Here is a 25,318-nt window from a genome sequence, read left to right as displayed (position 1 = left end):
AGGTAAGATCTACCCATTACAGCGCACGCTTTCTTTCGGATTGAATGTTACTTTTTAAACTGAAGACTAATGAAAATAAATAAAATATTACTGGCAGCCATAGTATTGGTGTCAGCATCCTGCAAAAAAGGTTTTCTCGATCAAGTGCCCAAAGCCAACATCAGTAATGCTGAGTATTGGAAATCTGCCAATGATCTGAAATTATATGCCAATGGTTACTACGATGCTCCGGTTGGAGCACCATCCAATTATAACACGACACTGCTTCCTTCTTTTTCCGGGTATAATCAGGCAGGTAATTATGGTGAGGACGCAGATCAAGGTAGTGATAACATGATTTCAATTCCATATAATCCTACTTTAAACAGTGAAAATGTTGTACCCGCAAGTGGAGGCGGATGGGATTGGGCACAATTAAGGACCATTAACTATTTTATGGCCAACTATCAAAAAGTGACAGATAAGTGGGATAATGTAAAGCCGTATGTAGGTGAAACGCTATTTTTTAGGGCTTTGTTTTATTTTAACAGGCTTAAAAATTTCGGTAATCTGCCCTGGGTTGATAAACCACTTACCAATCTTGACACGCAGGAATTATTTCAAGGCAGACAGTCACGTAATGTTATCGTAGATCATATTTTAGAGGATCTGGACAAGGCAATCGAATATCTGCCCTCAAATGGAAGCGGCGAGACTTTCAGAATAAACAAAGAAGTTGCCATGTTATTTCAGTCAAGGGTAGCTTTGTATGAAGGAACATGGGAAAAATATCATGCCGGAACACCTTTCGGTGTCTCAGGTCAGGACGGAACAAAATATCTTCAAAAAGCCGCCAGTGTTGCTAAAGCACTAATCGATAATCCTCATGGATATCAATTAGATAATGCGGRAATGACTGATGGTTATTGGAAACTGTTTAACCAGACTGATTATAGCAGCAGTAAAGAGGTAATGCTTTGGAGAAAGTTTGACAATAGCATGGGCTTGTCTCAAAGATGGTACTTGTTTGTTCCTATTGCGTTGCAAAGAGGAATAACAAAAAGTTTAGTGGATGATTACCTTTGTAAAGATGGAAAGCCTATTGCCGCAAGTACACAATATCAAGGGGATAATACTTTGGCGAATGTAGTAGCTAATAGAGATCCTAGATTGCAACAGACTGTATTTGTACCGGGTACCGCTATTACCACAAACCGAGCGAACGGCGCAGCAAATGTAGTTTTTGCAAGACCTGATTTTACCAATTCAGCCAATGTTCCAACAGGTTATGAATTATATAAAGGCCATAATACAGATGCTTTACAGCAGGTCGAAAATTCTACCCAAGCGCTGATCTACTTTAGGTTTGCAGAGGTCTTATTAAATTATGCAGAAGCAAAAGCTGAATTGGGTGCCATTACCCAGGCAGATCTTGATGTGAGCGTGAATTTACTTCGCAACCGGGTGGGGATGACTCCTTTGTCAATCGGAGGAATTACAACAGATCCAAACTGGAAGTTCCCAAGTCTTTCTCCAATAATCAATGAAGTGCGTAGAGAAAGAAGGGTTGAATTGGCTTGTGAAGGCTTCCGACACGACGACATCTACCGTTGGGCTGCAGGAGGTATTTTAATTACCAATTGGAAACCGAAAGGAGCCAAATTAGCACAATGGGCAACAATGTTTACGCCTGAAACACTGAGCAAATATCCAACAGATGCGAATGGATATATTGAACCTTTCAAAAATATTGGTTCAATGGCCAATGGTTACCAGTTTAAAGTTAGCAGAGATTACCTGTGGCCATTACCGAGTGACCAATTGGTACTGAATCCTAAGCTAGGACCTAATAATCCGGGGTGGTAAGCGGAAATTAAAGACTTTATAAATCGAATTAGATCGTCCCAAAGATCAATCAACTAAGGCTCGTCCTGTTTTTACAGGGCGGCCTTTTTATGGCAGATGAAATAAAACTATTAATTTAAACCCTGTGCGTAAAGCATTAATTATTGAAATAAACAATATAAGGTTTTTGAGTACCTTCTAAAAAGACAAAATGATGAAAAAATCTTTGTGGACACTTATCTTTCTTTTCGCCGGATACATGGTTTTACAGGCACAGCCTACCGTGATCCCACAACCATTAAGTATGCATCTTAGGGGCGATGAGAAACTTGCCGTGAATTCTGGGCTGTATATACAGTATGACAGTAAACTCGCGGCAGAAGCAAATTTACTTTCGCAGGACCTAAAAAAGGTGACGGGCATTGATGTAAAGGTAGGTCAGAATGCACCCAAAAACGCCAGTATCTTCACTATCATAACTTTGACACTTGATAAAAGTGTTACTTCAGGTGATGGAAGCTATGGATTGCAGATCAGTAATAAAGGTGTGAAGATTACGGCGTCTGAAGCCTCTGGTATCTTTTACGGCGGCGTTACCTTACAGCAATTATTAAACCAGCCAACAAAGGATAATAAATACTGGCAATTCCCTTTGGTGGAAATCCAGGATAAGCCGCGGTTTGGCTGGAGGGGCTTAATGCTTGATTGTTCAAGGACATTCATGGCACCTGAATATTTAAAGAAGACAATTGATAGAATGTCCTTTTATAAGTTAAATACGCTTCACCTGCATTTAACTGATGAGCAGGGATGGCGCCTGGAAATAGAAAAATATCCGTTGTTAACCAAGCAGGGGGCTTATTTCGATAAAAAATATAATGAACCAAAAGAATTCGAAGGATTTTATACCCAACAGCAGATCAAAGAGATCGTGGCATATGCGCAGCGCAGGCATGTGCAGGTTGTTCCGGAAATAGAGAGCCCGGGACATTGTACAGCCGCACTGAATTCCTATCCTCAACTTTCCTGTACTGGTAAGACAGACGATATTGCCCCATTCTTTGATCGTGGCGGTTTGGATGTTTTCTGCGCGGGGAACCCCGATAGTTACAAACTGCTTAATGAGGTAGTCAAAGAAACGGCTGGACTATTTCCATCACCGTATTCGCACCTGGGAGGGGATGAAGTGCCCAAAAACCGGTGGAAAGAATGTCCTAAATGTCAGGCCGCTATGCATACCAATAATATAAAGGACGAAGAAAAGCTGCAAAGTTATTTTATGAGCCAATTAGGCAACGAGGTAGAGAAATATCACAAGAGACCGGTAGCATGGGATGAGATTTTAGATGGGGGCGGAATCAACAAAAACTGGGTAATTATGGTGTGGCGTGATCAGGAAACGGGTATGAGAGCAACGAAAGATGGATATGATGTGGTAATGTCTCCTTCATCATCACTTTATTTTGATGAGCTTTATTCGATAACCAATACCAAAAATGTATATACTTATGAACCTATTCCTGCAGATGCCAGCCCCGAAGAGAAAAAACATTATCTGGGCATCCAGGGCAATTTCTGGTCACACATTTGCCGTACCGAATCAAAAATAGATTACCAGCTGTTCCCACGCGTATTGGCCCTGGCTGAAAGAGCCTGGTCTGATCAAACCGTAAATAACTTCGACAACTTTGCAAAACGTAAAGCTGGCCATATTTACTGGCTTAACTTTTTTGATATAAAGTATAATAAAGATGCACAATAAGGGTAAGTACCGACTGCTGGTTCTAGCCGGGCTGTACTGAAAAACTTTTAACCATGAAAAGAAATTATTTTATCGTGTGTCTCTTATTCGGATGCTGGCTGTCCAGCTTCGGGATGGGATATCAAAAGGCGGGCAACAAGAATCTCATCGTCTCTTTTTTGGAGATCAAAGGAAAAAATACAGGCTGGGGCCTTGCGGTGGTCATCCAGACCCCAGAAGGCCGCACCTACCTGTATGACACCGGTCCGGGGCAATATCCCAACGCGAATTTTGATGAGGGGAAGGATATGATAGCCCCGTTTCTCAAAAGAAATAATATTAAAGTTATTGACGGTATCATCATATCGCATCCTCATAAAGACCACTTTGGAGGTTTAAAGTATCTGATGGGCAGTTTTAAGGTTAAAGCATTATATGATACTGGGTATTCCGGATGTATAAACTGCGAGCCCGAGTATGATGATTATAAAAGCGAATATATTGCCAAAGGAGGAAGATATCAGCGCATAAAGCAGGGAGATAAACTTGGCTGGGACAAATATTTAGACGTTGAAGTACTATCACCTCCTCCAGGGTTTCTTAAGGATGAAGATGAAGCCAACGTGAACTCTGCGGTAGTCCGAATAAAATATAAGAAGAATACCTTCCTTTTAACAGGGGACATCCCGCAGGCAGGGCAGGAATACTTATTAAAACATTTTAACGCAAGAGACTTACAAGCAACCGTATTATCGGCTCCCCATCACGGATATGACTCATACCTTCCTTTTGCAGAAGTAGTAAAACCGAAAATTTTGGTAGCCAGTAGTTTGAATGGAGCTGAAGAGCCTGCTTTAAAAGCGAGAGAAGTTTTTAGCAAGGTGGGTTCCGAAGTATATGCAACCTGCTGGAATGGAACTGTTGAAGTTGTTTGCGATGGCAATAAGTGTACGGTAAAAACCGAACGTAATAACAACCCTAATGTGCTGCCTGGCATTGTTCCAAGTAAGCACTCCAGCACTGGTTTCCTGCCTCCGGGATGGATTAACCTTCACGACAAGAAGTATGCAACACCGACCGACGGAACAATCTCCGGTGGTGGGAGAGATGCCACTTCGGCCATTATGAGGGCACTCGCTGATGTCCCGCTTGGCGGTACGCTGTTAATGGGACCTTATGTCTATCAGATTTCTGGAGCGAATGGAATCGACCTGTCCTCCCGTCTTGACGTGCATATTGAGGGCGCTGGTGGAGGGATGGGAGGCAATCACGATCAATATAATGGGACTTATATCAAGGTAACGGGCAAGAATAATGCTTTTACTATAAGTCCTTCAACGCAGGGACAACAGGGGCCAACCTTTTCGAAGATCCATGTGTACGATGGGTCGGGAGAATCAACTGGCTGGTATGTCAAAAACTGTAACAAGTCGCAATGGAACCGTTGCAGCGTGGTGAATGCCAATAAAGGTTGGGTTTTCACAGCTACCAATGCTCCTGATTGGGATAATGCCTGGCATGTGCTCTACGATATCACCACCTTTCATTGCCATTATGGGCTTTGGCTGGGGGGGAACTTCGGCATCTCGGTGTTTGGTGCCGATATTGATGTGGCTGGCGACTCAGGATGCGGCCTGTTTCTTTCAAACTACGCACAAAACAACAAGTTCTACAATGTGATGATTGACGGCTCGACGGTTGGAGGTATCGGGACCGGTACTGGAATTGAGGTAGATTCTACAGGCGCCCATGACAACGAATTCTTCGGTCTGAAGGCAGAGGGCTTGCGCACGACGGTTAAGTTAAGATCACCATCACCAGGAGGAGGTAGATATCCTACAACAGCCATCAAGTTCTTTGGCGGCTCCATGTCCGGCTATGCCGGCACTGAGCAAATGGTCGACATCGGTGCAAATGTAGGCCGAACCCTGATTGATAACGTAGCGTTCACCAACAGCGACAATTATACATTGATGGTTTCCGATAAAGGCTGGAATACAAAGTGGATTTATGCGGATGACGATGCACAGTTCACGGATTCTTTTGCGGCTTCCTATATGCCGTCCAATCTACACAAAGGACGAACGAAGGTGGTGACAATGACCGGAAATATCAGTTCGGTGGCGTCTATGCCGGGTGGGTATAAGGGCGCCCGATCCAGAATTATTTTTGTCCAGGATGCTACGGGTGGGCACAGCCTTCCAGCCGCAGCCTCATGGACGGGATACTATATGGATAGGATTTCGAATACAAATAATAAGGCTTTAAAGAAGACTACATTCGACTTCGAGTACGACGGCACGAAGTGGATTCAGGTGAGTGCCGCCAACACTTGGTTTTAACTTAGTTATATATAAAAATGGTTGAAAAAAATTATTCTTTGGTACTAAAACGGCTACCAGGTAGCCTAATCAAATTAAGCCCACTGGGGGATTTCATATTTTTTGTTAAAGTAATTTCAATGAAAATAATCATCACAATACTTTTAGTTTTTACGTTTTCGCTTGCGGAATCGCAAACATTGCAGCATAAACAGCCGGTTGCGTCAAAAGCGCAGAAAGATTGGCATGATATGGAATATTACCTCTTTGCCCATTTTGGTCCCAATACCTTTACCGGTTTGGAATGGGGCCTTGGAGATGAGAAAGAAGATATATTTAACCCGACCAACTTAGACTGCGATCAATGGTGCCGGGTTGCCAAAGCAGGCGGAGCGAAGGGAATTATCATCACGGCCAAACATCACGATGGATTTTGCCTGTGGCCAAGTAAATACAGTACACACACGGTAAGGGAAAGCAAATGGAAAGATGGAAAAGGAGACGTATTGAAGGAGCTGTCTACCGCTTGTAAAAAATATGGTTTAAAATTCGGCGTATATCTTTCTCCATGGGATAGAAACCATCCCGATTATGGTACAGATAAGTACAATGATGTGTATGTGAACATGACGAAGGAGATCTTTGCAAACTATGGCCCCATTTGGGAACTGTGGTGGGACGGTGCAAACGGAGAAGGCCCTAATGGTAAAAAACAGGTATATGATTTTCAGCGGTTCGAAAAATTAGTAAGAAGCATCTCTCCCAATACCGTGATTTTTAGTGATATCGGTCCGGATATCCGTTGGGTCGGTAATGAAAACGGAATAGGTGGAGAAACAAATTGGAACACATTAGATACTGCGGGATTTGCAAGAGATGCAGGAGCTCCGCCGACAGACACGCTGAAAAGTGGTAATGCAAATGGAAAAGTCTGGATGACCGCTGAATGTGATGTGAGCATCCGACCAGGCTGGTTCTACCACCGTAGCGAAGATACCTTGGTAAAATCACCTGCTACACTTTTTAATTTGTATCTGAAAAGCGTAGGCCGCGGAGCGGACCTGTTGTTAAATATTCCACCTGACCGCAGAGGGCTTTTCAATGAGCATGATTCGGTGGCATTAGTTGGTTTTAAGAAATTGTTGGAGGAGAACTTTAGAAATAATCTAGCAAAAAAAGGAACGGGATATGTCGTATCGAACAACAGCAAAAAAATAACCAAAACATTAAATGACGGGATACCGGATAGTTTCAGTGCGACCACTTTGCCTCATTCGCAAACAATGGTCATTGAATTGGATAAGCAGCGAAAAATAAATTGCGTCGTGCTCAGGGAAGATTTATCAAAAGGCCAGCAGTGTGCAAAATTCCAAATTAAGTTGAAGGATAAACAAGGTGGATTGATCAAAGAAATAAACGGTACCACAATTGGTCGTAAAAGGGTAATCAGCTTTCCATCGGCCGAAGCTTATAAAATCGAAGTTTCAATCACTGAACAAAAAAACAGCACCAGAATTTCCGAGATAGAAGCTTATCTGATTGACGAAAGACTCATCGAAAATTAAAATGTTTGAAATGTTAATTTTTTATCGGAAAAAAAATGGAAAATAATACATATGATGCGATTGTGATTGGGTCAGGCATCAGTGGCGGATGGGCTACCAAGGAATTATGCGATAATGGCATGAAAACGCTTGTTTTAGAAAGAGGTCGCAATATTGAACATATTAAAGATTACCCTACTGCAACAAAAGATCCCTGGGAGTTTCCGCACCGGCAACAGATGCCACTTAAGGCATTAGATGAGAATCCTATCGTTAGTAAGTGTTATGCTTATGGAGAGGCAACCGAGCATTTTTTTGTCAAAGATAAAGAGCATCCCTACATACAGGAAAAACCCTTTGATTGGATACGCGGGTATCAGGTTGGTGGCAAATCTATTATCTGGGGGCGAGCCTGTCAGCGTTGGAGCGATTTTGAATTTTCAGCACCTCAGCGTTATGGATACGCAGTTGACTGGCCAATCAGGTATGATGATATTGCTCCATGGTATTCCCATGTAGAAAAATTCGCAGGTATTTGTGGTAATAAGGATGGATTAGAAGCAATGCCTGATGGCGATTATCTGCCACCGTTTGAAATGAGTTGTGTAGAATCCGATATTCAAAAGAAAATAAACGCTCGTTACAAAGACCGACACATGGTACATGCACGTTGGGCACATTTGACCAAACCTGAACCGATTCATTTGGAGCAAGGACGAGGACAATGTCAGGCGAGAGATCTGTGTTACCGTGGCTGCCCTTTTGGCGGATACTTCAGTTCTGTTTCTTCAACCCTACCTTGGGCAAAAAAAACGGGGAATTTAACCATCAGACCTTTTTCAGTGGTTCATTCAATCATTTATGATGAAGAAAAAGGGAAAGCCGTGGGAGTGAAGGTCATTGATGCCAACACAAAACAAGAAACGGTGTTTTATGCCAAAGTTATATTCCTAAATGCAGCCTGCTTAAACACAAATCTTATCTTATTAAACTCCACATCATCCCGTTTTCCAAATGGACTAGGTAATGACAATGGGTTGTTAGGTAAATATATTGCTTTTCACAATTATCGGGCAAGTGTTTTTGGAAGGGTAGAAGGATATGAAGATAAGTATTATTATGGTCGTAATCCTACTAATCCAATAATTGCTAATTATAGAAATTTGCATAAGCAGGATACGGATTATTTAGGCGGCTTTTTGACTTTTGTTTTTTCAACCAGACCAACGCCAGGAGATGTTGATGGAGTGATTGGAGCTGATTTAAAAAATACATTAACAGAACCTGGTTCATGGGTTGCAGGAATGTATATGCAGGGTGAGACGATTCCAAAAGAGAGCAATCATGTAAGGTTAAGCAAAGACAAAAAAGACGCATGGGGGATTCCTCAACTTATTATGTCTGTAAGCTATGACGATAATGACGAAAAAATGGTAGCTGATTTTTTAGAACAATCCGCTGAAATGTTAAGTGCTGTGGGGGTAAAAGATATTCAAAAAAACGATAGTCACCGTGCTCCAGGTTTGGATATTCATGAAATGGGCGGCTGCCGTATGGGTCATGATCCAGAAACCTCATTGTTGAATAAATGGAACCAATTGCATTTGTGTAAGAATGTGTATGTGACTGACGGAGCCTGTATGACAAGTACTGGTAATCAAAGTCCGTCAATACTGTATATGGCTTTTGCAGCAAGAGCTGCTAATCATGCTGTTCAAGAAATAAAAAATGGTAACTTATAACGAAACAATTCAAAAATATGGATAGAAGGGAAGCTATAGGTAAAATTTCATTGATATTGGGCGGAACCATTATCGGAGCAGAGTTTTTTTTGTCAGGATGTAAATCAGATCCAAAAAAAAATAGCTATTTGTTTACCGCAGCAGATATAATTTTTCTTAATGAGGTAGCAGAAACTATTATTCCAGAAACGAATACCCCTGGTGCTAAAGCTGCCCAAGTAGGGAAATTCATGACTGTAATGGTCAACGATTGTTATAATCCTGAAGAACAGAAAATATTTGTAGATGGAATGACAACATTGAAAGAGCAGTGTAAAGAACAATATGGAGTGAATTTCATAGATTTAGATGCTCGTAAGAAAACAGAATTCTTAAAAACCATTATTCAGGAACAAAATAAAACAGCTAAGAATAAAGATATACAACCCCCGACTCATTATTTCAAGATGATGAAAGAGTTAACGTTACTTGGGTATTTTACCTCAGAAGTTGGTTGTACAATGGCCCGACGCTATATCCCGATACCTGGGAAATATATAGGTTGCCTTCCTTACAAAAAAGGGGACAAGGCCTGGGCCACCTAGATCAGATTAGACTGTAAGATCAGCGCGCTTTGTTTGCTTTTCTGCTCGCCCTGGCAAACCAATTTACAGCCAGCGTTTTACCAACACATGTAAACTTTAATGGCTACCCATTTCAGCTAACAAAAGAATTAACTAAAAAAACAACAAAACTGACAGTTTGTATAGTATTACCTAGGATACTTCTGTGGTCTTGCCTTAAATTAGATAAATAATGACGAAAAGAATTATTCTTTTATTTGCTATCATAGCGCTATTCAATACAGGGTCTATCGCTCAAAAAAAGACAATAGTAAAAAAGGCTTCTTCCACTATACTAAACAGACCAAAATTGGTAGTTGGATTGGTGGTAGACCAAATGAGGTGGGATTATCTTTACCGGTACTATAACCGGTATTCAGATGGCGGATTTAAGCGAATGCTAAATGAAGGCTTCTCTGCAGAAAACACCTTTATCCCTTACACGCCAACCTATACTGCCTGTGGACACTCCAGTATCTACACTGGTTCGGTTCCGGCCATTAATGGTATCATTGGGAATGAATGGTATGACCGGGAATCAAAACGTGGAGTTTATTGTGTCGGCGATACTACGGTTAAAACAGTAGGCAGTGGTACCGGAGCCGGTTTAATGTCCCCTAAAAACTTACTGGTCACAACAGTCACCGATGAACTTCGCCTGGCAACAAACTTTAAAAGTAAGGTAATTAGTATCTCATTAAAAGACAGAGGTGCAATTTTACCGGGGGGGCATGCTGCTAACGCTGCATACTGGTTTGATGGTGGAACCGGCAATTGGATCAGCTGTACACATTATATGACCCAGTTGCCATCATGGATAATGGATTACAATAAATTGAAGATGGCAGATAAATACTTTGAGAAAAACTGGAATACATTATATCCAATTGAAACATATGACCAGAGTACCGCTGACAACAAAACATATGAAGGAAAATCAAAAGAAGAGCAAACCGTTACTTTTCCCCACCCTTTCAAATTGTATATCGGAAAGGATTATGACAGGATAAAAAGTTCTCCATATGGGAATGCAATGACGCTGGAACTGGCTAAAATAGCTATAAATTCAGAACATCTCGGACAGAGAGGTCAAACGGATTTTCTTGCTGTAAGTTGCTCTTCAACAGACTATGTTGGACATCAATATGGGCCAAATTCAATAGAAGCTGAGGATACTTACCTTAGATTGGACCAAGAGTTGGCCCAGTTTTTCAACTATCTGGATGCTAAGATCGGAAAGGGAAATTATCTTGTGTTTTTATCTGCTGATCACGGGGCCGCTCACGTTCCAGCCTTTATGACGGAGAATAAACTTCCCGGAGGATTGTTCAATGAGGTTCCTGTTATGGCCGGTCTGAATACTGAAATTGAACAGAAATTCCAGGTTAAAAATGCGATTGTCACTTATACAAATAGTCAGATCTATTTCGATCATGGGGCAATTAAAGAGGCCAATGCTAGTTTGGAAGCTATAAAAGCTTTGACGGTCGAAAGGTTAAAAGAACATGAGGAGGTTATGGATGCCCTGGATCTTAGTAAATTGGCCGGTTCTACCTTACCCGAGCCGATAAAAAGAGCACTCACCAATGGGTACAATGCCCATAGAAGTGGTGATATCTATTATATATTGAAATCCAATTATTTTGAAGGCGGTAAGACAGGAACGACCCACGGCGCCTGGTATCCTTATGACTCCCATATTCCATGTATGTTTATGGGATGGAACGTAAAACAGGGAAAAACCAATAAAACCCATTACATAACTGATATAGCAGCTACCGTGGCAGCAATGCTTCATATTCAGATGCCAAGTGGCTGCATTGGTGAGCCTATTACAGAGCTAACAGGCCAATAGATTACCCTAAACAATAAAGGTAACCTTAATATGTGGGTGACCTGGTTTTTGAACTGTATAAGGAYACTAAGTAAAAATATTCAGGGGGCGTTAAATGCCACTTTCTTTTAGTAAGGTAAGAAGCGATCTGTTAACTCATTTTTTTGACCCGGTAGAAACCGGGTGTTTTTTCTTGGTCAAATAGTGTAAATCAATATTGATTTCTCTATACGAAGACCTTTCATATGTGACGTTTAAAATAATACTATGATGTTATTTTAAACTATAGAATTAATCGGTAGCTATATTTTTGGTTAGCTGATGAATGTGGATTAGGGTTGTTTAACAATCCTTTGCTTGAGAACAAGGATAAGAATGAATAATTACGAATTCACCCTTACTGTTCTAACCTGCTTTCCAATAGTTCAAAAAGCTTGTTGTTGTTAACAATGACGATCGGGTGGACACCCTATAGTCAAAATACCTTTTTATTGACGATAAGGAGTTGTTCCTCTTGTTTGCTGATTGTTGAAGAACAACTGCTAATCTGGCTTTCCACCAGGCTTAGGTATAAGACCTAAAAAAGATGTGGAGGGTTCATTGATGAATAAAATATATAATCACTAGAAGTAATTTTTTAAAAAATATGTATTAGAATACTGATAAAAATAAAATCACCAACACCCTCACTATGAAAACGAATCTTCCCAAATGGTTTTTTGCCAATTTAATAATTTTGACCCTTCTCATGCTTCTGGGTTGTAAAAAGGAAGCACATATCCCTTACAGCCCCCGCTATTTACCAAGCCTTGATGCTACGGATTTACCAAAGAGCAACAAGCCGATGACCATGTTTGAAGATGCCGAAAGCCCTTCAAGAATGTATGATAAAAAGGACCGTTGGTTTCGGCTAAACCAATTGGTACAGGTAATCCAAAAGGGTAAAGATTCTGTTCAAATATCTCTTTATTCTCCCGTAGGACTTAACGATGTGAAGATATATGCTAAATTAGGCAACTATGATAAGCGGTTCTTAATCTATCATTTTACAAAAATTCCTGCATTTCACCGTTCGTTTCACCAAATCCCTATGGTAGCAGGGAAAAACGATTATCTATTGGAAACGGGAAATCCTGTTACGATCGATAAAATTGATGGTTTCTCTACTGGGGCAATTGAGTTTTCAGTTGAATCAAGTGATCCATTGTTTGCTAAATTCAAAAAAATCAAGTCCTCCGAATTGGTTCAGTTTCATGATGGATATCATTTGAATGAACCTAACAAGTTTTTACCAATGAATCCTGTTTTGGCAAAAGAGGCTATTACAATGATCATAAACTATTCTTATGCATTAAGCCATCCAATTTATTATGACACCTTTGTTAATTTCGATAGATACAAACAAGAGCAGGCGGCTTTAGCCGGAACTGCTGTTCCCGGAGCGATCAATTGGCATGGGAATRCCAAGGATGAAAATGGGGTTTATGATTACTTTTCAAAGGCCGAAATTGAGAAAAAATACCTCGACTATCTTGATAGCCGAACACTTTATATGGCAAGGGTAACTGGTGGCTCTGCTTTAGGAGGAGGTGAGTTAGCTTCTCAATGGGAATCTGATTACGTAACAGGGCACTGGAAAGGCGAAATGTCGGTTTGGTCACACGAGTATTCTCATCACTCAGGCTTTAGTCATGACAGTAATTTATGCAATAGTGGAGAAGGTGGTGGACAACAAGGAATGTTAACCGATTTTTATAAATACTTAATATACCTAAATGACCTTCCGTTCACCGATCCTGAGATCCTAAGAGGATGGACAAAAACACAATATCTTGCAGAAACCTATCAAAAACCGGTTTTTAAGATTAACCCGAAAAACCCTTTCTTATTAAAATATAAAGGAGAAGGAAAATGGAATTAATAAAATATATCAAGATGCATAAGATCGTTTTTTTTATCCTACTGTTTTGCATCCTAACAAGCTGCAAAAAGAGCCTGACTATTGCCCCAACAAATTATAATTATTACTATCCTACCGATGAAGCCAGAATCACTGCAAAGCAAATCGGGGATGGAACAGGAGCTTTGGACCCCAAAGGAATAGCTGTAGCAAATGATAAACTCTACATCTGTAATGGGAATGTACTCGAAATTTTTAATGCAAAAACCCTGGCCTACATAAAGACCATTAAGAATTATACCAAGGGATCGACCACAATTCCGTTAACCGCGCTTTCATCCGTGTGCATAGACAATGGCCGTATATACCTGGGAAGCGTTGAATCGAGAGTTTTTGTAATCGATGAAAACACAAACCTCGGTATAAATACGATTGGAAATGGACAATGGTGGCAAACTTTTGTGCACGTCTTTGGTCTTGCGGCAAAAGACGGACTTCTATTTGTCAAAGAAAAGGAAAAGACTGTTAAGGTTTTTGAAATATCCCAAATTACCGAAACGAGCAATTGGAATTTGCTGCCTATTGCTAAATTAAACACGTTAAACGGATTCGATGAAATCTATTCTATGGAAGTAGCCTCGGGAAATCTAATTGTGGCAGGAAGAGATGCAAAGGGCTATTTATATTACAGCCTTTCGGATATTCGGACGAATGCAGCAAAATCACTCACGACACCGATAAGCCCCGCTACAATTCCTTTTACGGCGGCAAAACCAATTGCTGTTACATTTGGTGCCGAATGGGCGATCACTTCGGAAAATACCGGAAATTTAAATTCACTCCGTATTTATCCAAAGGAAGAATTTATCAATAAAGTCTACGGTCCAAGAATAAATGTATCTGATATTATGGGTGCAAATCCGTTTGGAAATATTGTCAGTATCGCACAACTCGATGATCGCATTTTTTTGGCAGATAACACCAATAAAGAAATAAGGGTTATTAAACTTAATAAGTCAACAATAGCGGAGCAAAAATAAACGGCATTATAGCCATTTTGAAAACATAATTTTGCATTAGCCCGGGACTTTTAACTAAATCGAAACATAAGATAAGAGCATCCTGCCACTATTTCGGTGACAGGGTGTTAATAATTTTGATAGTATGAATATCGAATACTTTCGTTGATGATTATGAGAAAATAATTGCAAGGAATTCAAAAAAATATAGTAAAAATAGCACGGGAAAAATATTAAGTTAAAAGAACGGTCTTCAAAACCTGACCAATTGCTCCAATATTGTCTGCCCCACTTTTTAGCAGGATAAATGTGTTGTCTTTTGGGGACAGAGGAGTTATCTTTCAGCCGTAAAAACCTTTAAATGGTACCTATGGAATGATTATACGAGATGAAATCCGACAATCAGGCGGAGTTCCGAAAATCCTTTACCAAGAAGATAATTTTGTTTTTGGTAAAGACAGCTCATTTAAAATTTTAAGGATATACAATATTTTGCCATAAATTAAATTTCTTTACCGGATCACCTCTCTCTATTTTGAAATTATTTGTAACCTTAGTGGCATCAACCATTAGGCATGATGGGCTCATGAAATATGAAGTTATCAAAATAAGAAGCGATTAATAAATGGTTGTACTATACAAGACCAACCCGGGGATGTTGTTATAACAAATGCTTTAAACCGCTCGGAACAACCTTGTTAAAAAAAGGAATAATAGATATCACACTTATGATGAGCAGTAATATCATTGTTAAAATATCAGGTTTAACCCCAATTGGGCATATCTGCTTTTTAGCTCAGCACCGTTAAATTTTGTGGCTGCAGTGGTATCATCGGTAAAATAAGCATAATCTTTTCCAGCAAAACTGGCCCCGTAAGTCATATTCAAAGTACCGTTAACTTCCAGATACCTGGTTATTGAATAAGCCAGGCGTAAGCTGCCCTCATACTTATAGGCCAATGCCTTTTGTTCAAAGCTTATGGGCTTTTTAAAGTCAGGGATCAGGTTCCAGTTTGCGCTGGCATAATATTTATAATATCCGCTCCTGATTTTTCCCGATATGGAAAATTTTCTTATCTGGTACTTTAAGTTTAAGCCCAACTGCAGTCCATTCCAATGGTTCTTGTAATAAGAGTTTAAGCCTTCAGTTACCGGATTGTTTGGGTCTTCCAGCAGGTAAAGTTCCTGTACCAGGTTATCGTAACCGATCAAGACATTTAACAGCAATTGATCACTTAACTCTTTTTTCAAAACCAGGTTCAGACTAAGGTGCTGAACATTTCCCTTGTTGCTGATAAAGGTTTCATCAAATACAGATTCCTTTCTGTTATCTTCCAGATAATCGGCATCGTTGGCGGCCCCGCCGTTAATTTTTCCATATAAAAAGTCAGCATTGACAGCGATTCTGGGTGTTAAGGCATAATCCGCACTAATGCTATACTGCGGCCCTTTTAAATTTCCCCATACCAGTTCAGAAAGGATGTTTGGCGCTTTCCCGTCAAGATTCCCGGCAATAGACCAGTTAAAATCTTCGTTAAACAGGCCGGTGCCTATAGAAACATTGAACTTTTGGTTCTGGGAGAAAGCCGCAATAGCGATGGAGCAGAAAATTATCGTTAGGAATATGTTTTTCAAAATCGGATTTTTAGATAAAATCCCCCATATAGCAAGTACCCAACTATATGGGGGATAGGCTAATATAGCTTAAAATCGGGTCAGGTTAAACCTTTGTGCCTGACTGGTCGTACTGGAAGTACCTACAACGATGTTAGTCGAGTTGGCTGTACCGCCACCGCTTACCTCCATCCTCAATCCAGGGGCATGTTTTGGTGCAAAGCTGAACCCTTCATTACCCCTGTTATAGAGCTTGAATTTTTGGTTTTCAGCATTTGCACTTGTCCTGAATTCGACGATTGTCCCACTGGCTGTAGCGGCATCACGTACAGTCAGTACCTTGTTGGTATCCAAGAGCGATTTGATCTGATAATAACCGTGCACATCCTTCCTGAATACAAATTTTTGGTTATTATTTGAATGCGAAGGCCATATGATCAGCCTTGTTCCGTCAGCCGGGTTGCCTCCATAAATGTCAAGGGATTTCGTACTGACATAAACCGGGGTAATCCTGTAAATACCGTTAACATCGGCCGGAAAGTATAAGCTTTTTAGGCCAGCAATGTCTCCCTCAGATAGAGCTGCCCTTTGACTGTTAAATGTAGAACCATCTAACTTGGTCATAGGTGGTAGGTTACGGTCTTTGGCAAAACCCCAGGAGTCGTAAAGCATAACAGACTGGAAGTCGAAAGGGCCATGGCCGGCATAAGTTGGAAATATGTTATAGTTATGTTCATATCCAGCTGTAACCCTTGATACATCTACGATCACATACTGATCTCTGTCGGGCCTGCACTGCTCATGCATAACGCCAAGAGAGTGCATCACTTCGTGCATTACTATCCCAACCATGTTGTAGTTATAAAGATTAACCGTGTTTACTCCATTTTTTCTCCAGCCAAGCGGTGAATTATTGCCACCTGATTTTACAAACGTTATATACTCGGGCTGAGTGGTCCGCTCTACGAAGCGGATGCCGGTAGCGTTGGTCAGGTTATTAAACGCGCTGTTTATAGTGGCAACAAACGAACTGTGCTGGGCCGCTGTCATGGTGGTAATATCAGGATATTGATAATAAACTGTAGCACCTGGCCATGTTGCAGAAAAGTCCTGTGCAATGGTTGCCCTTTCCTGGGTAGAAAGGCTGCTTGTCAGTTTTTTCAGGGTATTGAATTGTTCTTTGCTCAGGATAATATCATCAGCATAATAATAGGTTCCGTTGACTTCAACCACGTGGTTGGTCCTTCCGTCGACAACCAGTTTGTGGATGGTGGAGTCGCCCTTTTTGATTGAACTGATCGCGTCGTTCTGTAAGGGGTCTGTAGTCTCGATGTCCTTCTTGCAGGCATAAAACGAGGTTACTACGAGCAGCGCCATAAGGGCTTTTAAAAATGATTTCATAAGAAAATGATTAGGTTTTAGGATATTGTTATTTGGTACTCTTTTCTGAAAAAATAGATATTTGGAAGTATTTAGGCCTTTAACTGTATTCCGCTGTAGTGAATGAGATAACTAATAAAATAATTAACTGTCGTATCCATAAGCTATATTCAGTTTTACCAGAAAGCCTGACTTGGCCTAGGATGACAATTATCATTAATTGTTCGAATGTTTCTACATATGTATCAAATTGTTAAACAAAAGAACAAAAACGAGTAGACTAGGTGGAGCAAAATCTTCTCTTTAAAGAGGAAAATCTTCCTTTTCTTTATAAGAAGGGTGAGGTAGGATTTAATAGAAAATTCTATTTAAAACACGAGTTAGAGAGGTTAAAAGACGAGCAATTATCCGACTAAATCTTAGTCAGGTTGCTGCATAAGGGCGTTTGATCTACTGACACTCGACTAGATGTTTATGCTCAGTTTCAAGCTGTATGCTGTTAGTACTTTTCCAAACAATTTAAATGCCTATCTGAATTTTAATTAAATTATATTTTTTAATGTAAAGAAAAAGTGACATTTTTATTAGAAGTTTATATATTTTTGTTACAAATATTGACCCATCCCGGGGAGCGCAATCCAGATGTTCAAAATTAACGAGACCAAACATTTTTTTTACGTATTACTGTTATGCTTTTTAGCTGAATATAGTCATGCACAGACACCTTATACTTTTAACCACCTAACCATCGAAGATGGACTTTCCCAGAATTCAGTATTGGYAATTATCAAAGATCCACAGGGCTTTATGTGGTTTGGGACTACATACGGACTAAACAGATATGATGGACAGAATATAAGGCTCTTCAAAAATAATGCCTTACTTAAGAAAAATATCGTCTCGAATAACTATATAACCACTTTGGCAGTGGACGATAATAAGGTAATGTGGGTTGGATCTTTGAGCAGTTTGGATAAGTACGATCCTAAGAACGAAACGTTCGTTCATGTTCTTTCAGATGTGAACCGAGCGAATTACCTTTATAAAGATCGTAACGGCACGCTCTGGTTAGGAACTGATAATGGATTATTATATTCGACCGACAAATTTCACAATAGATTCAAAACATTTGAGCTTCCGATAAAAGGGCCATATCAGGTCATGACAATCTTTCAGGATCACTTCGGTCACATTTGGATAGGTACAAACCGTGGTCTGGTACGACTTGAAAATTTAAATGGACGATACCGCTATGACCTTTTTATTCACTCTGCTGATCCCAGTAGTGTTAGCAGCAACGTAATAACCGCAATAGCTGAGGATAAAAAAAATAGATTATGGATAGGTACCAAACATAACGGTCTTAATCTCTACAATAGGCAGGGAAATTCTTTTAAGCACTATTCCCGATCCGAAAATAGCCTAAATACACCTGGAATTGATGATATCCGTAAAATGACGGTGGACAAAAAAGGACAATTGTGGATCGGTACACAAGAAGGGATATCTTTGCTCGATACGGAAAGGATGAGGTTTGAAACCTATCTGCACGATTCTTCCAATCCGCTAAGCCTGGGTGAAAATTCGGTATTCGATGTTTACGAAGATAATTGCGGCTCAATCTGGATAGGTACTTACTTTGGTGGCGTAGATGTAGCTCATACCATCACAACCCCGTTTCAGGTATATCAGAATGATAAATATAGAAGCAGCATCAATAATAATGTAATCAGTGCGATTGCTGGAGATAAGCTTAACAATCTATGGGTAGGCACAAATGACGGACTAAATTATTTGAATAAAAAAACAGGCCGCGTTTCTATATTTAAGCATATTGACAAGTCTCCAAATAGTATATCTTCTAATGGAATCAAGAGAATTCTGGTGGATAGATTACAAAGAGTATGGGTGGGCAATTATCAGGGGGGCTTGAACCTCTTCAGGCCAGCAACAAATGATTTTATCCATTATCGCCATCTGGATGGTGATCCGATGTCATTGAGCCATGATAATGTGAACTGTGTAATTGAGGATAATAAAGGACAGCTTTGGATAGGAACCTCTATGGGCTTGAATCTATTTGATCCCAGGTCAAATAAATTTAAACTTGTTTGTACTAAGGAGATCAAGAAAAAAGAACTGATCACGGCATTGTTTGAAGATTCAAAACACAATATATGGATCGGTTCAGACGACAATGTACACTTATGGAACAGTGTTTCCAACAGTTTTAAATCATTCATTTGGGGAAAAGGCCTCGGGCTTGTTAATAGCTCAGTTAATTGTTTTTATGAAGATAAAACAGGTGCAATCTGGATCGGAACAGATCATAGCGGACTGAGTGTTTATAATCCCGCAAAAAAAGATTTTAGGACGTTTTCCGAAAAAGATGGATTACCTGCAAGTAATGTATTGTCAATATTTGAAGATAATTATGGCTTTTTATGGCTGAGTACAGAGCGCGGATTGGTTAAATTTGACAAGCTGCATTGGACTTTTAGGGTATATAATACAAATGACGAACTCCCTGGGAATGTTTTTAATATCGGATCTGGTTTTAAGGACTCGGCTGGGCAGCTGTTTTTTGGCGGGTATAAGGGACTGATCGGTTTTTATCCGGAACGGATTAGTATGAATAGCTTTAAACCCCATCTTATCTTCACCTCATTAAAAGTTTTGGACAAGCCTATTCAGATAAAAGGACCGGATAGTTTGTTAAAAAAGGCAATTGATCTGACAGATGAAATAACGCTGTCAGCTGATCAAAATATATTTGCAATTGGATTTGCAGCTTTAAACTATATTAAACCGACAAAAAACCGGTATAAATATAAACTGGAAGGATTTGATAAAAACTGGAAAGAGGTTGGAACGCCATCTGCATCCTATACGAATCTCCGCCCTGGAAAGTATACTTTTTTGGTTAACGGCTCAAATAATGATGGACTATGGAGCTCAAAACCAGCTAAAATGACCATTAATATCCTGCCACCTTTATGGAAAACCTGGTGGGCTTATATGATTTACGGATTAACGTTCTTTTCCGGTTCTTATTATATATATCGATTTTTTAAGAACAGAGAGAAACTTGAACGTGATCTTTTCCTGAAACATCTGGAAGCAGAACAACAACAGTCCTTATATCAGATGAAACTTGACTTTTTTACGAATGTTTCACATGAGATCCGGACGCCTTTGACGCTTATCATCGGTCCGATTGAAAAGCTCATCGATCTTACCCGTGAAAATGAGGTGATCAATAAATCTTTACAGATCGTTAAGCATAATACAGATAGATTGTTCAGATTAGTTACCGAACTTTTGGACTTCAGAAAAGTGGAATCTGATAAGCAGCCCCTTTATTTTTTTGAGCAGAATATCGTAAAATTTGCGGGTGATATTTTTCAGTCTTTCCAAAATCTTGCCGAAAAAAAATGCATAAATTACGCTTTCAAATCCAGTGAAGAGGAGATTTTGGCATATTTCGATAAGGATCAGCTTGAAAAGGTATTTTTTAATTTACTATCAAACGCATTCAAATTTTCAGATGAAGGTGACACCATTCACTTTCTAATTCAAAAGAACTTACCGTGCAACCAGATTGAGGTTATAGTTTCCAATGACGGAGAGGGTATTAATCAGGAAAATCTGGATAAGATATTCGATAATTTTTATCAGGTTAACGAACCTGGGCGTTATACAATAGGGACGGGTATTGGGCTTGCACTTTCGAAAAGTATCGTTGAGCGCCACCATGGGCATATCGATACTGAGTCTATAGCTATAGAGAACGGTCGCTTTAGAACCTCATTTAAGGTAAAACTTCCCTTAGGCAGCGCTCATTTAACCAATGAGCTTTTGTTGGATAAAAATATAAGCAACAGGACGGCACAGGATCCTTCTTATCTATCCCTTCCTGTCATCGAAATGTCGGATAATTATCTGAGCGGAGCTGTACCGGTTGATAAAACCCATACTGTTCTAATCGTAGAAGATAATGAAGAGCTAAGGGACTTTATCCAGGGATTACTTGATAAGAAATATTTTACAGTAGCTTGTCACAATGGTGCAGAAGGCTGGGAAGCAGCAGTTCGGATCATTCCGGATCTGATTATCAGTGATGTAATGATGCCTGTTATGGATGGTCTTGAATTCTGTAGGAAATTGAAGACCGATAACAGGACTTCACATATCCCGGTTATTCTGCTAACTGCCCGCGCCGCCAATATCCACCAGGTAGGTGGCCTTCAGAATGGCGCTGATGCCTATATCACAAAGCCTTTCAGCGATCAGGTCTTACAGCTCAATATACAAAATATGCTGGCGCTGAGAGCGGCTCTTCAGGCTAAGCTTAGCAAGCAGCTCTTTTTAGGACCGGTAAGCAACCCTTCATCGAGAGATGAAGAATTGTTGGGTAAGATTATAGCTGCTGTTGAGAAAAATCTGGATAATCCAGAGTTTGATCTGACGCAGCTGACCTTAGAGATCGGAATGAGCAAATCTGTCCTTTATAAAAAAATCAAGGCGCTCACTGATGTTTCACTAACGGATTTTGTTAAAATCCAACGCCTTAAACGTGCAGCACTGTTGCTCCAAGGCGGGGAGTATACCCCAGCTGAGGTAACACATATGGTTGGGTTTAGCGACCCTAAATATTTTAGTAAGGAGTTCCGTAAATTTTATAATGTCTCACCATATCAGTACCTCCGTCAAAGTACCTAACGGGGAAATTCGTAGGTTGTCCAGTCTGCGGATTCTACTAAAGGCAGACAGCATACAAAGATGCGGATCGAACTTAATTGAAAAAGGACTTTTGGTTTAGTTTCCTCATTTTTTGTTGCCGTCCATTTCTGGTCAAGACAACAGCCTAGCCAGCTTTATTTTAATCTTGATTTCTTGCTAGATAAAAAAGGAAAATTTTACTCTTTAAAGGGAGGATTTTATACGAGGTTTTCAACTCGTTTGAGTTGTTTTGGTTAATACTTAATATGAAACATTCTGTTAAACCAACTATAATTAATCTGTTACGATTTTATGGAGAACATCAATTTTAATCCTTCCTGGAGTAAGTATTGCGCATTGCGTGAAAAAAAGAGTTTTAGTTTGTCCTCCGAAAAATCAGATGTTAACAATATTGGAACCCTAACTTACAATTTAGATTGGGAACCAGGCAATTAAAGATCAGCGCGTGAACAAGAAGATATATGTCCTTGAAGACGATGAAGGGATAAGAGATGTTATTGAGATCCTATTGAACCTGGAATCATATGAAGTACAGAGTTTTCCGACTATTAAGGAGTTTCGGTCTGCAAACCATAATGATGCTGATCTTTTTTTGTTGGATGTTATGCTTCCCGACGGAGATGGCCTGTGTATATGCCGGGAGCTAAAAGAGGCGAGCGCTACAGCAGGCATACCTGTATTGTTGATGAGTGCGCATGCGGCACTGGATGTGCTGCATACAGACTATGGTGCAGTAGATTTTATATTTAAACCATTTAATATCGATGAGTTACTTCAAAAGATAAAAGCCAGGATTGTAATTAAATAGTCTTTGCTTTCAAAGGTGTTTAGACTTACCACAGGAATCTAAGCTGTTGAGAATTATCTTAACCAAATAGTTGAACAACAGCACCGAATATCATTATCGTTTTTTCTGGTATTCGTAGATTATGGCAATTATTGTTAAAAAAAGGAGGATTTTACTCTTTATTCGGAAAATTTTACTCCGAACTCTTTTTTCATAACTGCATTTTTGCAGTCTATGGGACTAATATATTTCAGTTTCTATAAGAGTTAATGAAAAACTTTCTACCATGAAAAAAAACATCCTCTTATTTTTAGTAATCTTCTCTTTTGGTTGCAGGAAGGTTATGCCGCCAGGACCTGAACCGGTAAAAATGGTTCAGTACAATTTCGACAGTAATGAGAACTCCAATCTGATGTTTCAGGACGGAGAATCAATGGCCCTTCTAACCTCGGTGGCCCGGACATACGAAATCGGAAAGGTACTGCGTGTTAAAGCCCTTACCGCAACAACCATAGAAGTCGCCAATTTTGCCCCAGTTGATATTATTGATGCAACAATAGTTGTAACAATTGAAGGACAGCCTAAACCCATCAAGCTGTTTAAGATCGGAAAGATCAGGGCCCATGCTGTAGCCGAAATCGAGTATCCCTTTATAAAAGGAACTACAAAATTCCAGGATACTGAAGGTGGTGACGTGGATCTGTCGCAGTATAAGACAAGCGGAATACCTACTGCAAAGGTTTCTTTCGACTTTACGGGAGATACCGAGCTGATCAAAAAACTCAAATCACTGGCCAAATTGAAATGGAAAATCAAATACAGTGATTTTGATCCCAATGATGACCCTACAAATAACTGGAAAGAAAATATTGATGCTAGGGATGTCAGGAGATTCTCAGGTCTGATCATTAATATGGCTTATTTATTGCAGGCAGATACAACAAAGTCTGTTTTTGTTGCAGAACCGATTACAGATAATAATAATGTGCTGTTAACAACTGAACAAAAGGAAACAGCGCTAAAAAAGTTGATCGAAATTCCTGACTTCAGCTGTGGGGTGGTAGTAAATGTTTCAGGTCTTGGCGGCGGATCTACTTTCGGAGTAGCCGACCATGTTTTAAAAGATTATCTTAATGTTGATGTCTGTTTTATTACAGTTCATGAAATGGGGCACATGATCGGCTATTCACACAGCTCGAGTATGACCTATCCTTCAAATCCCGGAAATAGAGGTGCGGTTGTGGCGACGGGAAATGTATATAAGGCGATGCTCGCCAAAAAGATGTTTCCGGYCAGAACTGACAACTATTACAGGGCGACAGATTTTCAAAAATAATTTTAAATTTTTCGAAGCCCATCTGTAGGATGCGAAGGTTTAATGCAATAAAGATATACGCTGTGGGCTTAGTTGTTAAACTGCATATAAAAACTTTGAAAAATGATGCTGATAAAAGTATCAGCAATAATATACAGCATCTATCAACCGCGTTGATGTAGCTGTAAGGTAAACCGGTAGCAGGGATACTACCGGAGATTTTTCCGTTGATTTAGGGTTCGCCAGGGGGCGTTCCCTAACTTTTTTGAAAGCTCAGACTAGTAACCAGTTGCCAGATCTGGTATAGGAATCAACTTTTAATTTTCACTTTTCACAAATATAGAGATGGTCTATCCAGTGCACATGAAAGGTTATGTGTTTGACAGTCTCCTTAAAAACAAATACTTAAATGAAACTTTATGCTACTTCCTCAGACTTTTTATTTTTCGATAAGCCCCATGCAATCAGACAAGGACAGGTTGTCATGATCGAAGAACATCAGGGGATAATTATTGATGACAACGGACAGGATATTGCTTTTGATGCACTTGAATGCGTGGAAACTATTCATGTGAGAGCGGATATTTCTTTTTGTATTGTACCCTCAGATGATGGACTTCGAGCTTCCAAAATATCACTTCTTTACGGCGAAAACTAGTTGTATAACGCTTAAGAAAGCCAGGGTCTTAGGGATGGTAGAGAAAACTGAACTAATATTTTTAGTCCAGGAAGAAATTTTTAAATCAAAAAGGGAAAAATCAATTAAAAATATCGATAGAACGACTGGCCAAAAAATAAATGGCAAACAGAATAAGGATATTATCGAAAACGTACTAATTATTTAAATCACATATAAATGTTTATACATTAAACTCATCTGATCAATACAATTAACCTAAACTAAATTAAACATGAAAAACACAAAATTTTTATCACTCGCCATGTTATGCGC

At 39.7% G+C, this 25,318-nt stretch carries 15 protein-coding genes; 13 read left to right on the top strand and 2 right to left on the bottom strand.

Annotation, left to right across the window (positions count from 1 at the left end; translation table 11 throughout):
* The first annotated feature begins 69 nt into the window (after nucleotides 1-69).
* The 9 genes from AC1DPQ_RS00485 to AC1DPQ_RS00445 all read left to right on the top strand — a co-directional run bounded on the left by AC1DPQ_RS00485 (nucleotide 70) and on the right by AC1DPQ_RS00445 (nucleotide 14,548).
* On the top strand, nucleotides 70-1,845 hold the full coding sequence (locus AC1DPQ_RS00485; protein WP_477607477.1) for a RagB/SusD family nutrient uptake outer membrane protein: 1,776 nt from the start codon (nucleotides 70-72) through the stop codon (nucleotides 1,843-1,845).
* Nucleotides 1,846-2,035: 190 nt separating this feature from the next.
* Nucleotides 2,036-3,586: a beta-N-acetylhexosaminidase gene (locus AC1DPQ_RS00480; protein ID WP_477607475.1), complete on the top strand. Its 1,551-nt coding sequence runs from the start codon at nucleotides 2,036-2,038 to the stop codon at nucleotides 3,584-3,586.
* Between the two features lie 53 nt (nucleotides 3,587-3,639).
* Nucleotides 3,640-5,907, top strand: coding sequence for a ComEC/Rec2 family competence protein (locus AC1DPQ_RS00475; RefSeq protein WP_477607473.1), 2,268 nt, complete (start codon nucleotides 3,640-3,642; stop codon nucleotides 5,905-5,907).
* 119 nt (nucleotides 5,908-6,026) lie between these two features.
* Entirely contained in the window at nucleotides 6,027-7,451 is a 1,425-nt protein-coding gene (locus tag AC1DPQ_RS00470) for an alpha-L-fucosidase (protein WP_477583770.1), read from the top strand.
* Between the two features lie 35 nt (nucleotides 7,452-7,486).
* Nucleotides 7,487-9,172 carry a GMC oxidoreductase gene (locus AC1DPQ_RS00465; protein ID WP_477583768.1) on the top strand — a complete coding sequence of 562 codons (1,686 nt, stop codon included), beginning with the start codon at nucleotides 7,487-7,489 and terminating at the stop codon, nucleotides 9,170-9,172.
* A 17-nt stretch (nucleotides 9,173-9,189) separates the two neighbouring features.
* Nucleotides 9,190-9,756 carry a gluconate 2-dehydrogenase subunit 3 family protein gene (locus tag AC1DPQ_RS00460; protein WP_477583766.1) on the top strand — a complete coding sequence of 189 codons (567 nt, stop codon included), beginning with the start codon at nucleotides 9,190-9,192 and terminating at the stop codon, nucleotides 9,754-9,756.
* 211 nt (nucleotides 9,757-9,967) lie between these two features.
* Nucleotides 9,968-11,629: an alkaline phosphatase PafA gene (gene pafA, locus AC1DPQ_RS00455; protein WP_477607471.1), complete on the top strand. Its 1,662-nt coding sequence runs from the start codon at nucleotides 9,968-9,970 to the stop codon at nucleotides 11,627-11,629.
* A 670-nt stretch (nucleotides 11,630-12,299) separates the two neighbouring features.
* Complete coding sequence (locus tag AC1DPQ_RS00450; protein WP_477607469.1) at nucleotides 12,300-13,529, top strand: hypothetical protein; 1,230 nt, start codon at nucleotides 12,300-12,302, stop codon at nucleotides 13,527-13,529.
* A 14-nt stretch (nucleotides 13,530-13,543) separates the two neighbouring features.
* The gene (locus tag AC1DPQ_RS00445) at nucleotides 13,544-14,548 is read left to right on the top strand and encodes an NHL repeat-containing protein (protein WP_477583760.1); all 1,005 of its coding nucleotides are present in this window, start codon (nucleotides 13,544-13,546) and stop codon (nucleotides 14,546-14,548) included.
* Between the two features lie 729 nt (nucleotides 14,549-15,277).
* Here the strand turns inward: AC1DPQ_RS00445 and AC1DPQ_RS00440 are convergent.
* Both AC1DPQ_RS00440 and AC1DPQ_RS00435 read right to left on the bottom strand, forming a co-directional pair.
* Entirely contained in the window at nucleotides 15,278-16,162 is an 885-nt protein-coding gene (locus AC1DPQ_RS00440; RefSeq protein ID WP_477607468.1) for an outer membrane beta-barrel protein, read from the bottom strand.
* 69 nt (nucleotides 16,163-16,231) lie between these two features.
* Complete coding sequence (locus tag AC1DPQ_RS00435; protein ID WP_477607466.1) at nucleotides 16,232-17,542, bottom strand: M12 family metallopeptidase; 1,311 nt, start codon at nucleotides 17,540-17,542, stop codon at nucleotides 16,232-16,234.
* 621 nt (nucleotides 17,543-18,163) lie between these two features.
* Here AC1DPQ_RS00435 and AC1DPQ_RS00430 point away from each other — a divergent pair.
* The 4 genes from AC1DPQ_RS00430 to AC1DPQ_RS00415 all read left to right on the top strand — a co-directional run bounded on the left by AC1DPQ_RS00430 (nucleotide 18,164) and on the right by AC1DPQ_RS00415 (nucleotide 25,024).
* Nucleotides 18,164-22,243 carry a hybrid sensor histidine kinase/response regulator transcription factor gene (locus AC1DPQ_RS00430; protein ID WP_477607464.1) on the top strand — a complete coding sequence of 1,360 codons (4,080 nt, stop codon included), beginning with the start codon at nucleotides 18,164-18,166 and terminating at the stop codon, nucleotides 22,241-22,243.
* Between the two features lie 466 nt (nucleotides 22,244-22,709).
* Nucleotides 22,710-23,072, top strand: a complete 363-nt coding sequence (locus AC1DPQ_RS00425; RefSeq protein WP_477584744.1) for a response regulator transcription factor — start codon at nucleotides 22,710-22,712, stop codon at nucleotides 23,070-23,072.
* 265 nt (nucleotides 23,073-23,337) lie between these two features.
* Nucleotides 23,338-24,387, top strand: coding sequence for a hypothetical protein (locus AC1DPQ_RS00420; protein WP_477607462.1), 1,050 nt, complete (start codon nucleotides 23,338-23,340; stop codon nucleotides 24,385-24,387).
* A gap of 388 nt (nucleotides 24,388-24,775) precedes the next feature.
* Nucleotides 24,776-25,024: a hypothetical protein gene (locus tag AC1DPQ_RS00415; protein WP_477584746.1), complete on the top strand. Its 249-nt coding sequence runs from the start codon at nucleotides 24,776-24,778 to the stop codon at nucleotides 25,022-25,024.
* Nucleotides 25,025-25,318 lie beyond the last annotated feature (294 nt).

The organism is Pedobacter sp. 01T416_2 (assembly GCF_056398925.1).
The sequence above is the reverse complement of the archived record's forward strand: the minus strand, read 5'-3'. Positions and strand labels throughout refer to the sequence as shown.

Coding starts and splice junctions, on each gene's coding strand:
- AC1DPQ_RS00470 (WP_477583770.1), top strand. CDS start 6,027: ATGAAAATAATCATCACAATACTTTTAGTTTTTACGTTTTCGCTTGCG.
- AC1DPQ_RS00475 (WP_477607473.1), top strand. CDS start 3,640: ATGAAAAGAAATTATTTTATCGTGTGTCTCTTATTCGGATGCTGGCTG.
- AC1DPQ_RS00460 (WP_477583766.1), top strand. CDS start 9,190: ATGGATAGAAGGGAAGCTATAGGTAAAATTTCATTGATATTGGGCGGA.
- AC1DPQ_RS00480 (WP_477607475.1), top strand. CDS start 2,036: ATGATGAAAAAATCTTTGTGGACACTTATCTTTCTTTTCGCCGGATAC.
- AC1DPQ_RS00415 (WP_477584746.1), top strand. CDS start 24,776: ATGAAACTTTATGCTACTTCCTCAGACTTTTTATTTTTCGATAAGCCC.
- AC1DPQ_RS00435 (WP_477607466.1), bottom strand. CDS start 17,542: ATGAAATCATTTTTAAAAGCCCTTATGGCGCTGCTCGTAGTAACCTCG.
- AC1DPQ_RS00445 (WP_477583760.1), top strand. CDS start 13,544: ATGCATAAGATCGTTTTTTTTATCCTACTGTTTTGCATCCTAACAAGC.
- pafA (WP_477607471.1), top strand. CDS start 9,968: ATGACGAAAAGAATTATTCTTTTATTTGCTATCATAGCGCTATTCAAT.
- AC1DPQ_RS00465 (WP_477583768.1), top strand. CDS start 7,487: ATGGAAAATAATACATATGATGCGATTGTGATTGGGTCAGGCATCAGT.